Source organism: Blastomonas natatoria (genome assembly GCF_003201955.1).
In the GTDB taxonomy this organism is placed as follows: Bacteria; Pseudomonadota; Alphaproteobacteria; order Sphingomonadales; family Sphingomonadaceae; genus Blastomonas; species Blastomonas natatoria.
In genome coordinates, this window is record NZ_QJJM01000028.1 from 1 (window position 1) to 13,015 (window position 13,015).

Annotated in this window: 14 protein-coding genes and 3 pseudogenes; 12 read left to right on the forward strand and 5 right to left on the reverse strand. The window is 63.0% G+C overall.

Annotated elements, in window-relative coordinates; all coding sequences use genetic code 11:
* Window positions 1–95 precede the first annotated feature (95 nt).
* Window positions 96–1,148 (forward strand): annotated as a pseudogene (locus C7451_RS19000) (hypothetical protein); the annotation flags it as partial.
* Between the two features lie 3 nt (window positions 1,149–1,151).
* On the opposite strand, the gene C7451_RS19005 reads toward C7451_RS19000, so the two are convergent.
* A complete protein-coding gene (locus tag C7451_RS19005; RefSeq protein WP_054362420.1) occupies window positions 1,152–1,421 on the reverse strand; it encodes a hypothetical protein in 270 nt (89 codons plus the stop codon).
* A gap of 234 nt (window positions 1,422–1,655) precedes the next feature.
* On the opposite strand from C7451_RS19005, the gene C7451_RS19010 reads away from it, so the two are divergent.
* The 3 genes from C7451_RS19010 to C7451_RS19020 all read left to right on the forward strand — a co-directional run bounded on the left by C7451_RS19010 (window position 1,656) and on the right by C7451_RS19020 (window position 2,731).
* Window positions 1,656–1,907 (forward strand): hypothetical protein, encoded by a 252-nt coding sequence (locus C7451_RS19010; RefSeq protein WP_058539788.1) that lies wholly within the window; start codon window positions 1,656–1,658, stop codon window positions 1,905–1,907.
* Window positions 1,908–1,971: 64 nt separating this feature from the next.
* Window positions 1,972–2,376 carry a hypothetical protein gene (locus C7451_RS19015; protein ID WP_110300443.1) on the forward strand — a complete coding sequence of 135 codons (405 nt, stop codon included), beginning with the start codon at window positions 1,972–1,974 and terminating at the stop codon, window positions 2,374–2,376.
* Window positions 2,377–2,497: 121 nt separating this feature from the next.
* Window positions 2,498–2,731, forward strand: coding sequence for a hypothetical protein (locus C7451_RS19020; RefSeq protein WP_054362423.1), 234 nt, complete (start codon window positions 2,498–2,500; stop codon window positions 2,729–2,731).
* On the opposite strand, the gene C7451_RS19025 is transcribed toward C7451_RS19020, so the two are convergent.
* Together C7451_RS19025 and C7451_RS19030 are read right to left on the reverse strand one after the other, a co-directional pair.
* A complete protein-coding gene (locus C7451_RS19025; RefSeq protein WP_054362424.1) occupies window positions 2,728–3,054 on the reverse strand; it encodes a hypothetical protein in 327 nt (108 codons plus the stop codon). The genes C7451_RS19020 and C7451_RS19025 overlap by 4 nt on opposite strands.
* Window positions 3,051–3,737, reverse strand: coding sequence for a ParA family protein (locus tag C7451_RS19030; RefSeq protein ID WP_054362425.1), 687 nt, complete (start codon window positions 3,735–3,737; stop codon window positions 3,051–3,053). The genes C7451_RS19025 and C7451_RS19030 overlap by 4 nt, the downstream gene beginning before the upstream one ends.
* 358 nt (window positions 3,738–4,095) lie before the next feature.
* Here C7451_RS19030 and C7451_RS19035 point away from each other — a divergent pair, with 358 nt between their 5' ends.
* From C7451_RS19035 to cynS, 7 genes and pseudogenes are all read left to right on the forward strand, one after another.
* Window positions 4,096–4,962, forward strand: a complete 867-nt coding sequence (locus C7451_RS19035; RefSeq protein ID WP_058803405.1) for a DUF7146 domain-containing protein — start codon at window positions 4,096–4,098, stop codon at window positions 4,960–4,962.
* Between the two features lie 35 nt (window positions 4,963–4,997).
* Window positions 4,998–7,278 (forward strand): annotated as a pseudogene (locus tag C7451_RS20455) (strawberry notch-like NTP hydrolase domain-containing protein).
* Window positions 7,271–8,113 (forward strand): SDR family oxidoreductase, encoded by an 843-nt coding sequence (locus C7451_RS19045; RefSeq protein WP_054362427.1) that lies wholly within the window; start codon window positions 7,271–7,273, stop codon window positions 8,111–8,113. Before C7451_RS20455 ends, C7451_RS19045 begins: the two are co-directional and overlap by 8 nt.
* Window positions 8,114–8,274: 161 nt before the next feature.
* Complete coding sequence (locus tag C7451_RS19050) at window positions 8,275–9,222, forward strand: LysR family transcriptional regulator (RefSeq protein ID WP_110300444.1); 948 nt, start codon at window positions 8,275–8,277, stop codon at window positions 9,220–9,222.
* Window positions 9,223–9,249: 27 nt separating this feature from the next.
* Window positions 9,250–9,840: a TetR/AcrR family transcriptional regulator gene (locus C7451_RS19055; protein ID WP_054362429.1), complete on the forward strand. Its 591-nt coding sequence runs from the start codon at window positions 9,250–9,252 to the stop codon at window positions 9,838–9,840.
* Window positions 9,841–9,923: 83 nt separating this feature from the next.
* Window positions 9,924–10,622, forward strand: a complete 699-nt coding sequence (locus tag C7451_RS19060) for a cysteine hydrolase family protein (RefSeq protein ID WP_054362430.1) — start codon at window positions 9,924–9,926, stop codon at window positions 10,620–10,622.
* Window positions 10,623–10,711: 89 nt separating this feature from the next.
* On the forward strand, window positions 10,712–11,197 hold the full coding sequence (gene cynS, locus C7451_RS19065; RefSeq protein ID WP_054362431.1) for a cyanase: 486 nt from the start codon (window positions 10,712–10,714) through the stop codon (window positions 11,195–11,197).
* Window positions 11,198–11,232: 35 nt separating this feature from the next.
* On the opposite strand, the gene C7451_RS19070 is transcribed toward cynS, so the two are convergent.
* Window positions 11,233–11,466 (reverse strand): DUF2274 domain-containing protein, encoded by a 234-nt coding sequence (locus C7451_RS19070; RefSeq protein WP_054362432.1) that lies wholly within the window; start codon window positions 11,464–11,466, stop codon window positions 11,233–11,235.
* A 1-nt stretch (window position 11,467) separates the two neighbouring features.
* Window positions 11,468–12,424, reverse strand: a pseudogene (locus tag C7451_RS19075) (TraB/TrbI/VirB10 family type IV secretion system protein); the annotation flags it as partial.
* Here C7451_RS19075 and C7451_RS19080 point away from each other — a divergent pair.
* On the forward strand, window positions 12,425–12,865 hold the full coding sequence (locus C7451_RS19080; protein WP_146215435.1) for an alpha/beta fold hydrolase: 441 nt from the start codon (window positions 12,425–12,427) through the stop codon (window positions 12,863–12,865).
* The last annotated feature ends 150 nt before the right edge of the window (window positions 12,866–13,015 follow it).

A 13,015-nucleotide genomic window follows, 5' to 3' on the forward strand; every position in this document is an offset into this window, starting at 1 on the left:
CATCCACCGCGCTCAGACCGCTTCGCCAGATGCGCGCCGTCGAAGGCACGGCAAAACCTTAGCGTATATCTGGGTCCGTTCTGTGTACCGACCCCTATCTGCGGAGATTGACGAGCACCAAGCGGCCGGAGCACCGCGAGGACTGCCCCTTCTTCCGCGACCAGGTCACGCACCGCATCACCGAGATCCGCTCTCGCGAGACGCCTGCTGATCCACCCACCGGCTATTTCGAGGTGCTGCGCCCAGCCCCGGAGAAACTGGCGCAGAGGCCCGAGGAAGATGCCAGCGACGATCGCACCCGCCATGCCTCCGTTCCGCGCCTAGCGCGGCTCCTGTGGCGCCTGATCGACGCTGCCGGCACCAACAAGGTGGCCCCCGTCGCGCACGAATACGAAACCGCCTCGATCAAGCTGGAGTTCGAGGCGCTCGGCAGAGCCTCGACCAAGATCGAGATCGCGCCGGGCATCGAGCTCGGCCGAGCGTTCTGGACCCACGCAAATGCGCTTCACAGCCGTAGAGCCTACGCCATGCTGCGCCAGCTCGCGAAATCGTGGCCGAGCGGACACGCGCCACAGGGCTTCATGGCGCTGTTCTCGCCACACGTCCGGGGCCACGTCGTCGACGTCCCCGGGGCCGAGGCGATCCACGTCGCCAACCGCGTGCAGTCGCCCTCCGTGCGCGGCAACCTCATCAAGGGGCCGTTCTTGGTGATGATCGTCGCGGGCGAGTATCCCGAGGCGCACGGCTACGCACCGCTTCGCGCCTACGCTCAACCAATCTTCTCCGGTCAGCGCTTCATCCCGGTCGACTCCGAGTTCGAACGGTCGGTCCTTCGCGAGCTGTTCAAGGCCCGCCGGCTACTGGACGCCGGGGGAGTGGATCTCGCGATCGAGAAGCCCGTCTTTGACCGCCTCACGACCCAGGGCTCATGCCGACCCGACTTCCTCCTCGAGGCACGCTCGCGCCTGACTGGCGAGATCAAACAGCTCGTGGTCGAAGCGATGGGCTTCAGCGACGACGACTACCTGACGTCCAAGGCGACGACGCATCCGCGTATGCGGCTCCTTGGACCACTCCTGACGATCGAGCCCACGGATGTCGAGAAGGACCGCGTGGGCGATCTGATCGCGAGTGCTCTCGATCTCTGAGGCTCAGTTCCAGCTCAGGCTCATGCCGAACGAGACCACGATCCCGAGCGTCACAGGGGTCGACAGAAGGTAGAGCTTCTGCCAGCGCCACCAGGTCTTCGGCAGGAACAGCACGGCGCCACGCACGGACCGCATCTCCTCCCAGGACCGCTCGCGATACAGACGGATTCCGGCGACCGAGACGGAGAGGACCATCGCGATCGCGCAGCACAGCCCCGTGGCGGTGTAGAGTGCTATCCAGTTGATCAACTCGACTTGGGTCAGGTGCGCCATGATCAGCCTCGTAGCCCGCCTCGGGTGATTAATGTCTCCGACCCTTGGCCGGTTCCGAACGGACCCTATCTGTTTACAACAGCATGGTGAGGATATGCTTAACCCCCCACCGCAACGAAAGTGACGCAAGTTCCTCGCATACCGCAAGCTAATGGTCGATAAACGGCTTCGCACGTCCTGCTGATCGGATCGCCGACCCACGTCCGCACGCCGAGCTGCCGAGGCGGTTTGTTGATGAACCCCGGCGTCGTCGTCCTCGTCATCATCTTCGAGGGCGTTCGGAAGGTCACGCTCCACGCGACCGAAGCGCAGGCGTGGCGGCAGCTGATGGAGTTCGTAGACCGACGCTGGGAACGCCGGTTCGGCCGAGCCCCCTCCCCTATCGAGCCCGAGGCGCGCGCGGACCAGTTCTTCCGCAACAACAGCGACGATCTCTACGCCATCATCGACGCCGACCTTTCCGAGCTGCAGGAGGCGCTCAGCTGACGCCGTTCTTCGCTTGGCCTGACGCACCATCCCGTCGTACAATCTAGGCGAGCGGGAGCCTCCTATGTTCGAGTGCCTTATCTTGGGCGACAGCACCGGCGTCGGTGCCGGTCAGGCGATCAACCGGCGCTATGCCCAGCAATGCGACGTGCAGGCCGTCGAGCGTGCTACAGCGGCGCAGATCCTCACCTGGAGGAAAACGGGCAAAGACTATGGCGCCTGTGTTTTCGCCATGGGATCAAACGACCCGGCCGGCGCCGCCCTCGTGACCAAACTCACGAAGATCCGCACCAGCCTCTGCTTTCGCCGAGTCATTTGGCTGCTGCCTTATGCAAGACCCCAGGCTTATACTGTCAGCTCGGTTGCCGCTCGCTTCGGGGACGAGACGGTCGACTTGAACCGTTTTGAGACGCGGGACCGGATACATCCGCGCAACTATTCGCAAGTAGCATCGGTTCTTCTGCGCTGAGCGCAGAATCATAAAAGAGGTGAGAGGGATCGAGAGGATCGGGCAAGCGGGAGTTGCGTCCCGCGGCCCCTGCCCTCACCCGCCGAGGCTCCGGTCCCGGCGCAGCTCGCAGGAGCTTGCGATGTCGCTACACCTCTTGATGATCACCTTCGGCGACAAAGACGAACTGTCGGTCCACCCGGACCACGGCTCCGCATGGGCGGCGCTGCTGGGGTTCGTGGACGATCGCTGGTCAGCCTTGCTCGGAAGCACAGAGGCACCCGATGACGAGAACGCGCGCGTCGACGCCTTCTTCGCACTTCCGGACGCCTTCTACCTGATCGGCGAAGTGGTGGCGTCGCTGCCCGCCGCCTAGCGTTCCTCTCCCTCAGCCAGGTCCATCAGCTTCTCGATGGCCTGCCAGTAAGGCAGCCGCTCCCGGTCGCAGTATTCGACGAAGCGCCCCATCACGCTCACCGGGCCTTTGACGCTGACCTGGTGGAGCTGCTCGCCCGCATAAGCCGACTTCTGCCGGCGCGGCAATGCCGCAGGCGCGGACGGCTTGGAGAACCCGTGTTCGCGCCCGATGTCATCTACCGCAGCCGCGTCTCGGCGCTGATCCGTTCGGCTGCGTTCAGCCCGGGTGTTCGGCCGGATGTCCGAGAGATCGTCCAGCCCAAGTTTGATGCCGTTGCTCATGCCGTCTGCTCCACGACAGCGTTCTGCCGTCTGATTTCCGTCACGACCTCCTGCACGAAGGCGGTGGCATTGATGCGCGCCTTGTCCAGCCCGGTCGCCTGATCGTCGCCGAGGCTCCAGAGCGAGCGGTAGTGTGTGAACATCGCGCGAAACCCCGCGCGATCGTTCAGAGCGGTCTCGAAGGTCGGGATACCCGCGCCCCGAAACTGCGACCTGATTTCCTTCTCGTCGCGCGTCGCGATCGCAGGGTTCACGCGCGTAAACAGCATGCGATACGGGATCTCGCGGCGAAGCGCCCTCCCCTCATCCACCACCAGCTTGATCGCCCGGCTCGCCTGTCGTGCGTCGACCGGCGACGCCTGCAGCGGGATGATGACCAAGTCGGTCCGCGAAATCGCGCGAGACATGGCCAAGTTCGCGGTTCCTTCCAGATCGACGATGACGAACTGGCTGGAGGCTGCCGCCTCCTCGATCTCGTCGATGATCGCGTTGTCTGACGGGAGTGTCCGGCACTCGAATCCAGGATCAGACGTCTCGCTCGCCCACGTCTCAAGCGTTCGGTTCGGGTCGCCGTCGATGACAGTCACCGAGGCCCCGGCTTGGCTGAGACCGCTGGCGAGCACCAACGCCGACGTGCTCTTACCTACCCCGCCCTTGGGGCTTGCAAAGCTGATTACTGGCATGCTCCAGCCTTCCTCGTCATCGCTGCGCTACACTGGCGCAGCCTTCACACGACAGGCGGGGAGATTGCCCGCCCTGACTACGCCATGCCAGACCACACATCGCTTGGCAACGCTATACATGGCAGGGCATGGATAGGATACGCTACTAAGGCGTACTAAATGCTACGCAGGGCTATGCCACCCCAGCCACCGCATGGCAGCGCTACGCTAGAATATGGTAGCCACCGCTATGCACCGCTCGGGCATGCCGAGCATTCCGAGCGGTTCAGCTGCGATGCTTAGGCCTTCTCTTGGTACCATAGTCTACCACTGGCCGGAGCGAGGGGAGGGGGTGCAGAATAGCGAAGGAGCAGAAAAGATGCCCTATACCGCATTGAAACCAAGCCAGGAACTCGTCGACATCGTCGGCTCGCTCGGTGGAGTTTGGCACGGCTATGTTGCGACATGCCGATGCCCAGCCCACGTCGATCGGACCCCGAGCCTGTCGCTACGCCAGGGAGATCGCGGCATCCTCGTGACGTGCTTTGCGGGCTGCGAGGCAGAGGACGTCCTGCGCGAGATTCGTCGCATCCCGGTGACGAGGCGTTTCGAGCCCCCGAAGGCCGACATACGCCGCGGAACCGGGAACGTCGAACGTCTCTGGGAACAGGCCCGCGACGTCATGCAGACGCTCGGCGAGCGCTACTTGCAGCGACGCCACATCGTCGCAGGACCGGCCGATCTCCGCTTCCATCCGCGATGCCCGCTCGGACCCAAGGGACGTACCGTTTTCAAGCCCGCCCTATTGGTCGGCGTGAGGGAGGGACATCGGCTCGTCGCCTTCCAGCGCATCTTCCTCGACCCGGCAACCGCGGACTACGAGTGCAAGGTCATGCTTGGACAACCGGGGCAGGGGGCGTGGCAGGGACGACCGCTGCAAGGTGACACGCTCGCGATCGCGGAGGGGTTCGAGACGGCCGCGGCCTTCACGATCCTGCATGGCGTGCCCTGCTGGGCGACCCTCGGCGCTCGACGGTTCGATCATCTCGGCCTGCCGTCGGCGCTCGCCAATCTTCTACTCGCACAGGATAACGATCCGGAGGGCGAAGCCGCTGCCGTACGCGCAGAGGCTCACTATGCACGTCCCCGGCTCAACATCCGGCGAGCGCCACCACCAGGGCGCATCAAGGACTGGGCGATCGTCCTCGATCGCGAGCAGGAAAGGGGAGGGGGGTCGAGTGGATGATGCTGCCGTTTGGGCGGCCGATCCAGGAGACCCCCATGACCGACCTATTCTCGACGGCCGAGAACGCCGACCGAAGCGCCGCGCTCCTGCTGCAGGATCGACTCCGCGCCGGCGACAGCATCACGCGGGCCGCCCTCAATGAGGCCATGACGAAGGCCTATGGCGGCACCGACGCGCAGGGATGCTGGACCCAGCGCGAGAGCTTCGAGGTGCTGGAGCACGCGCTCGCCGTCCACCTGCGGACGGTCCCCCACGCGCTCCACGCCTTGCCCGATGTTGCCCACGCCATCCGGCTCATGGCGGCGCTACCCACCCAGACTGTCCGGAGCGAGGAGCAGCTCGAATGGCAGCAGTTCTCGACACCGGCAGACATCGCCGCTCTGGCCGTGCTCCTGGCGAACGCACAGGAAGGCGACGTCGTCCTCGAACCCAGCGCCGGCAACGGCCTGCTCGTCGCGCAGCTGCGCCAGGACGTCACGCTTCAGCTGAACGAACTCGACCCGGCTCGACGGGCACGGCTCGCCCACAGCTTTCCCGGCGCGCCGATCACCGGCTACGACGGCGCAGCGCTGACGTCGCTGATGGCATCGTCCGAGCGTCCCACGCTGGTCCTGATGAACCCGCCGTTCTCGCGCTCGCTCGGCCGCGGCGCCGACGACTTCGCGGCCGTGCGCCACCTACAGGCAGCCTTGCGCCGCCTGCGCACCGGAGGACGGCTTGTCGCGATCATGCCCGACTGGTTCGGCCCCAGCGCGCGTCTGCGTGACCTGTTCGACTCCACGCTGCGCGATGTCGCGGTCCGAACCTCGATCCGCCTCGAAAAGTGCTACACGAAGCACGGCACCTCGATCGCGGTCCGCCTCTACGTCATCGACAAGGCACCGGGCACGACGATCCCCTCGACGATCCAGCGCTCGTCGGTCGCCGAGATCCTCGACGCGGTGACGATCGTCGACCGGCTGAAGCCGAAAACGGACGTGCCAATGGCTCCTGTCCGGAAGACCGGCACGACCTCACTGTTCCGTGCCGTGAAGAGCACGCGCCCTGCCGAACCGCGCGCCTATCATGCCCCCGTCCGCAACGAGGTTCTCCCCGTCGATTTCACGCCGCTGGAAACCCCGGCGCCGCTTCTCGGACAGACGGGCGTCTACCTGCCCTATCGGCCGAGCCGCCTCGTGTTCACCACCGCCGGCGAGCATCCGACCGCACTGGTCGAGTCCGTGGCCATGGGCTCGATCCCCGCGCCAATCCCCCATCATGTCCCGCGCTTGCCCGAGCGGACGGTTGCCGAGCGTCTGCTGTCGGCCTCGCAGCTCGAAACAGTCGTCTACGCCGGCGATGCTTGGACCCAGATGATCCCGGGCCGGTTCCGCCCGAGCAAGGAGGGCGTCGGACTGGACCGCGCTGGGCGGCATGACGGCTGACATCCAGCCCCTTACCAGCTGGAAGATCGACGAGGTGGTCAAGCTCGACCAGGGCGTGATCTTCGTCACCTATCCGGCGCTCCGCTCTGCTCGGGGTGATCACACCCGGCTCAAGCAGCTCATCGATTGGGCACGCGAAGACTTCGACGGTGTCATCGCCTTCGACGAGGCACACGAAATGGGCGGCGTCGCAGGCGGGGAGGGCGCTCTCGGCGCGAAAAAGGGTTCCCAGCAGGGCATCTGCGGGGTGCTGCTCCAGAATAACCTGCCCGGCGCGCGCGTGCTCTACGCCTCGGCGACCGGAGCCTCCGACGTCAACAATCTCGCCTACGCCGTCCGGCTCGGCCTCTGGGGACCGGAGACCGCCTTCGCCGACCGCGAGCAGTTCATCAGCGGCATCCGCAAGGGCGGGATCGCCGCCATGGAGCTCGTCGCTCGCGACCTCAAGGCGACCGGCCTCTACATGGCGCGCGCGCTCAGCTTCGCCGGCGTCGAGTACGACATCCTCAAGCATGCGCTGACACCCGACCAGATCAGGATCTACGACACCTATGCGGATGCCTGGGGCATCATCCACCGCAACATGGAACAGGCGCTGGAGCTGACCGCCGTCGTCGACTCCCTCGAGAACGCGACGCTCAACAGCGGCGCCAAGGCGTCCGCCCGCTCGCGCTTCGAGTCGACCAAGCAGCGCTTCTTCGGCCAGGTCCTTCTCAGCCTGAAGATGCCGACCGTCATCGCCGCGGTCGAGGAACACCTCGCCGATGGCAAATCGGTGGTGCTGCAGCTCGTCACGACCGCGGAATCGATCCTCAACCGTCGCCTCGGGGAGCTCAGCCCCGACGAGCGGGCAGACCTCGAAATCGACCTGTCGCCACGCGAATATGTCTAATGTGGAGCTCCACATTATACTGATTACCGGAACTTCCTCAGGCTATGGGAAGGCGACCGCACAGCTCTTTCTCGATCAAGGTTGGAACGTCGTTGCGACAATGCGGGCGCCTGACGAAAGCGTGTTCGACAAGCCCGGGGACCGGCTGAAAGTCCTGCCGCTGGATGTGACCAGCGCTGAAAGCATTTCTAAGGCTCTCGCCGATGCCGTCGCCGCCTTTGGACGGATTGATGTGCTGGTCAACAACGCGGGCATCGGCTTGCTTTCCGCGTTCGAGTTTACGCCTGACACCGTAATTCGGGAGATGTTTGAAACAAACACTTTCGGGGTGATGGCGGTCTGCCGAGCGGCAATCCCGCATATGCGCCAGCATGCGGGTGGTGTGATAATCAATGTGACCTCCAGCACGGCGATCGCCCCGATGCCGTTCGTTGCCGTGTATACGGCCAGCAAGTGTGCTGTTGAAGGGTTCACTGAGGCGCTTTCGTATGAATTGGGCCTGGTTGGCATCCGGGCGCGGATCGTAGAACCAGGCCTTGCACCAACGACCAATTTCAGAACGAACAGCGCCAATCGCATTGAGGGACTGACACCACCGCCATACGACGCCTTTGCGCAACGCTATTTCGCCAAGTTGCAAGACTATCCAACCGCGTTCACGAGTGTGAGCGAAGTCTCCGAGGCTGTTTTCGCTGCTGCGACGGAGGAGGGCGATCGGCTGCGCTTTCCGGCGGGCCCCGATACCGCGTTGTTCGCACAATTGCGATGGATGACCTCGGAGGAACATTATTTGGCACAGATGCGGGCGATGTTCGGGCCTGATCTTTCTGAGTAGTGTTTTCTCTATGCGAGTGTCGCTTCTCCACGAGCATCGTAGCCGCATAATTGGCGCCGTCCCGCGGTTCGCGGCGGCGGAAATGCGCAGTCATTCCCTGTTGCGCAGGTCGCGGCTGAGCGTCGGCCGGCCACTGCATCGGCGGGCAGGCGGAGGGGGACATGCCTGACTTGGCTCTTGACCTCCGCTTTCTCCGCTACGCGATTCTGGTTGCGGAACACGGAAGTTTCCGCCGTGCGGCCGATGCGATGAATCTCTCGCAGTCGACGGTCAGCCGTCGAATTCAGTTGCTCGAACGCAGGGTGGGCGTGCCGCTCTTCGAACGCAGCAGGAGCGGAGTGCGGCCGACGCCAGCCGGCGAGCGCTTCATACGGGAGGCTGCATTTGGCGCTGAACACATTCGCCAAGCTGTCAGCAGCCTAAGCATGGAGAAACGAGGCCAGATTGGGGAGTTGAAAATCGTGCTGATGGCCTCGCTCGCCAGCGGTTTCTTGGCCGACGTGCTCGAGGCGTTCCATTTCCGGTTTCCGAACATCGATATAAAGATCGAAGAGGCGACGGCGCAGGCGACTGCCGCCGGCGTGCTAAGCGGTCGGCTCGACGCGGCATTCATTCCCGGCGAGCCGCGTCTTCCCGGTTGCCAGGCGATGCATCTCTGGGGTGAACCTCTATACGTCGCAGTTTCAAAGCACCATTCCATGGCGGCACGCGTCGGCGTCAATTGGGAGGATCTCCGCGACGAGACATTCCTTGTCGCAGCGGACGTTCACGGGCCTGAGGTCGAGGCGATCATCGTGCGGCAGCTTTCCGGTTTGGGTTTTCATCCGCGGATCTCGGTGCAGCGGGTTGGCCGCGAGAACCTCCTCAACATGGTGGGCATGGGATTCGGCGTGACCTTGGCTGCGACCTCCACTCAGGGCGCCTCCTATCCCGCGGTCATCTTCGTTCCGCTTGCCGAAGGGGGCGAGGTGTTCAACTCAAGCGTTGTTTGGTCGACAAACAACGTCAATCCCGCGCTTAAGCGTCTGCTGGACCTTAGCGCATCGATCGCAAAAACGCACCAGCGGCGGTCCTCAACGGTCCTAGAGGCCATTCAACGGTTGACATAACGAGATGACTGGTCATTTATTAACGTCATGCCACGTCCACCGAATCCAGAAGTTCGTTCGCGCCTCATCGAAAAAGGCGCAGAAATCATCCATCGCCTTGGCTTCAACGGCTGTGGCGTGCAGGATATTACTGCCGCTGCCGGAGTTCCGAAGGGATCGTTTTACAATTACTTCGAAAGCAAGGATGCGTTCGCGGCAGCGATACTCGATGAATACTGGCGCGCAATCGAATCCAATTACGTGTCCATCCTGGAAGACGATTTCGTTAGCCCGTTAAAGCGCGTCGAGAGACACTTTTCGGAGTTGATTGAGTATCATGAGCGACAGAAATTCACGTTTGGCTGTCTGATCGGCAATCTCGCGCTTGAGCTTGCGGCGCAGAGCTCGATTGCACGATCAAAGCTGAAAGCTCTCCTGAGGACTTGGACAGCCGCCCTTGCAAAGTGCCTGTCGGCCGCGAGCGAAGCGGGAGAGCTTCCCCTCGCGCGCGAACCCCAGGACCTTGCGGCGACGCTCATCGAGGCCTTCGAGGGCGCGGTGATGGTGGCCAAGGTCGAGCAAAGCGGAAGAGCTCTGAGGCGATTTGGCACTGTTGCCCTGCCTCGGCTCCTCGCGTGAAAATCGTGTCGTATTAATAGACGACCAGTCACTTTAATACGTCGCCAGCAGATGGCGCCTTCCTCTTCTGAAAGGAGAAGATCATGACTGAACTCTACGCAGATCCCGAAAATCCGGTGCTTCCAAAAAGCACGTTTCAGCTCGACCTGAAGCGAGCTGCCCTCGTGGTGATCGATCCGCAGAACGACTTCTTACATCCCAGCGGTGTGAGCTGGCCGTTCTTCGGCGAGAGCGTTGTCGAGAACAACACCGTGTCGCACATCGGCCAACTGTTCGAAGCCGCGAAGGCAGCGGATATCACCGTCGCCATCTCGCCCCACTTCTACTATCCATGTGACCATCATTGGCAGTTTGGCGGTCCACTGGAAAAGACCATGCATGCGATCAACATGTTTGGTCGCAAAGGCCAGTTTACCGTGGAGGAATTCGAGGGATCGGGCGCGGATTTCCTCGAAGACTACAAAAAGTACATCCACGACGGCAAAACCATCATTGCCTCGCCGCACAAGGTCTACGGCCCCGAGACGAACGACCTCATTCTCCAACTGCGCAAACAAGGTGTGTCACAAGTCATCCTGGCCGGCATGGCCGCCAATCTGTGCATTGAAGCGCATTTGCGGGAACTGATCGAACAGGGCTTCGAAGTGGTGGTCGTTCGCGATGCGACAGCCGGCCCTCGCGTTCCGGAGGGCGACGGCTACCTCGCCGCCCTGGTGAATTTCCGGTTCCTCGCGCACGGCCTTTGGACGACCGCGGAAACCGTCTCACAACTGAAGGGCTGAGACGCCCGCACCTGCGCACATGTCCCTGTGGTCCCGGCATTGCCGGGACCGCATCCCGTTAGCGATCATCAAAGAAGGAGAACGGATCGATGAGGCGTGAGGAACTGACCGAAAAGATATTGGACATCAAGCGCGAGCGAGGCTGGTCGTGGAAACACATCACCGGAGAGATCGGTGGTGTGTCCGAGGTGCTGATCATCGGCGCTTTGCTCGGGCAGATGAAGCTGATCAAACCGCTCGCGAAGAAGGCTGCGGCGCTGTTCGGCCTGTCGGAGGCAGAAGAGCGTATGCTGAACGAGGTGCCATATCGAGGCATGCCCATGCCGCCGACGGACCCCCTGATATATCGCTTCTATGAAATGGTGATGGTCAACGGCCCCGCGTGGAAGGCACTCATCGAGGACGAGTTCGGCGACGGCATTATGTCCGCAATCGATTTCGACATCACGTTCGAGCGTGAGCCGAATCCAAAAGGTGATCGAGTGAAGATCGGAATGTCGGGCAAGTTTCTTCCCTATCGCTACTACGGAAGCGAGCAAGGCATTCCCGAATATGGCTATAAGGAACCCGAATGATCGTTCGCCGGGGCTCCCTTGGGCCCTGCCGACGATCAAGAGGAAGTAACGTGCCGCGCGCGACGTGCCTTGGCGAAGCCGCGATCGGTCGCGATGAAGCGTTCGATCATAGGCGCAATCAGACGTGTTGGATCGGCGACCGGCTGGCCGGTCTCGCGGCCGTGAACCTCAGCGTAAGCGACAAGATCCCGATAGACCGTCGCCGGTAATTCCGCCGTCACCTTCACGGGCTTGTCGTCGGCTATCATGCCGAGTTTCAACTTGGTCACATCAGCCTCCGTAGGGCTCGAGAATAAGATCACGGGTTACGATCACCCGGACCGGGAATCCGGGTCGGATGGTGAGCGTCGGGGCGATGTTGAGCTGCCGCCGGATGATCTGCTGGCCTGCGTCGTTGATCGTGTCTTGGCCGCCGTTGCGGATCGCCTGGATCAGCCGGTCGTCATCATTGGTGGCCAGTTCGGCGCCGACGCTCAGGAGCGTCGAGAGACCGGCGGCCTTGGCGAGATCCCACCAGTGATAGTCGACGCCGTCCTGCAGGCCGGCATAGCCCTCGGCGTCGGCGCCGGGCTGGCGCTCCAGCACGATGCTGCGGCCGTTCGGAAAGATCAGCCGATTCCACACGAGCAGGACGCGGCTCTGCCCGAACTGGACGTTGTTGTCATACTGGCCGATCACGCGCGTGCCCTGCGGGATCAGGAGGATCCGGCCTGTCGGGCTGTCATAAATGTTCTCGGTGACCTGGGCGGTGATCTGGCCCGGAAGGTCCGATCGAACGCCGGTGATGAGAGCGGCCGAGATGACGGCGCCGGCTTGAAGGATATTCGGAGAGGCCGGCGCGGCGATGCGGTCGGCCGCAACAGTGCGTCGGTCGACCGGCGCGTTGAGAAAGGCCTGCTGCCGATCTTGGGCGCTCGGCGTTGCCGGCGGCGGCGCGAGCCCGAGGCTGGCGAGGTCCGGTGGCGCCTGGTTCGGCGTGTTCGCCGTGACCGGCGCGGCATTGCGCGCCTCCGCCGCCGCGAACAGACGGCTGGTGCGGGCGGTCTCGATCTCCTGGAGCCGGCGCTGCTCCTCGGCGCTGAGGCCGGGCTGCGGAGCGGCGACGCCGGGATTGGGCACGGGCTGGCCGCGGTTCTGGGCGCTGACGATCGGCCGGCCGAGGTCGCCCGGCAGCGGCGGGCCGAGCTGCGGCACGCTGCTATAGTCGCGCGGCAGGCCCTGGAGGCCATGGCAACTTTGACGCCGGAGTTCCAGGCGATGCTGACGAAGAAATACGAACCGGCAGACACCATCCTGCTGACGACGTTCTTCAACCCGACGCTGGCAAGCCAGGCAGCAGGTCAGAAATTCCTAGACCGCATTCGTCTGCGCACGGTCGATCGCGATGCAAATCCCGGTCCCGATGTATACGGTGCGCAGGTCGCCGCCTTCGCAGCCTGGGGCACACCGTCGGCAAATTCGAACGATTATCTGAAGAGCATCAAGCAGCCGGTTCTGATCGTCAGTGGCAGCAAGGATCTGATCCACTACACCAGCAATTCATATAAGCTGGAGGACAATCTGCCGAATGCCGAACTCGTAGTCTATCCGGACACCAATCACGGTTCCTTCTACCAGTATCCGGAGCTATTCCTGCAACAAGCAACGACGTTTCTTGATCAGAAATAAGCCCTGAATCAGCATGGGCCGGTATTCTCCCGGCTCATGCGCTTTCTTCCTAGATGGCGTCACCTCAAGCTTTGTTCGCCAGACAACGATTTCTCGGACATAAGCGGAACATGGGCTACGCTACACGCTTCAACCGCGCCATTGGCTCGT

What these genes read in the sequence shown, in the direction of transcription:
- C7451_RS19005 (WP_054362420.1), bottom strand. Translation starts at nt 1,421, where the DNA reads ATGGCGCACCTGACCCAAGTCGAGTTGATCAACTGGATAGCACTCTAC.
- C7451_RS19010 (WP_058539788.1), top strand. Translation starts at nt 1,656, where the DNA reads ATGAACCCCGGCGTCGTCGTCCTCGTCATCATCTTCGAGGGCGTTCGG.
- C7451_RS19015 (WP_110300443.1), top strand. Translation starts at nt 1,972, where the DNA reads ATGTTCGAGTGCCTTATCTTGGGCGACAGCACCGGCGTCGGTGCCGGT.
- C7451_RS19020 (WP_054362423.1), top strand. Translation starts at nt 2,498, where the DNA reads ATGTCGCTACACCTCTTGATGATCACCTTCGGCGACAAAGACGAACTG.
- C7451_RS19025 (WP_054362424.1), bottom strand. Translation starts at nt 3,054, where the DNA reads ATGAGCAACGGCATCAAACTTGGGCTGGACGATCTCTCGGACATCCGG.
- C7451_RS19030 (WP_054362425.1), bottom strand. Translation starts at nt 3,737, where the DNA reads ATGCCAGTAATCAGCTTTGCAAGCCCCAAGGGCGGGGTAGGTAAGAGC.
- C7451_RS19035 (WP_058803405.1), top strand. Translation starts at nt 4,096, where the DNA reads ATGCCCTATACCGCATTGAAACCAAGCCAGGAACTCGTCGACATCGTC.
- C7451_RS19045 (WP_054362427.1), top strand. Translation starts at nt 7,271, where the DNA reads ATGTCTAATGTGGAGCTCCACATTATACTGATTACCGGAACTTCCTCA.
- C7451_RS19050 (WP_110300444.1), top strand. Translation starts at nt 8,275, where the DNA reads ATGCCTGACTTGGCTCTTGACCTCCGCTTTCTCCGCTACGCGATTCTG.
- C7451_RS19055 (WP_054362429.1), top strand. Translation starts at nt 9,250, where the DNA reads ATGCCACGTCCACCGAATCCAGAAGTTCGTTCGCGCCTCATCGAAAAA.
- C7451_RS19060 (WP_054362430.1), top strand. Translation starts at nt 9,924, where the DNA reads ATGACTGAACTCTACGCAGATCCCGAAAATCCGGTGCTTCCAAAAAGC.
- cynS (WP_054362431.1), top strand. Translation starts at nt 10,712, where the DNA reads ATGAGGCGTGAGGAACTGACCGAAAAGATATTGGACATCAAGCGCGAG.
- C7451_RS19080 (WP_146215435.1), top strand. Translation starts at nt 12,425, where the DNA reads ATGGCAACTTTGACGCCGGAGTTCCAGGCGATGCTGACGAAGAAATAC.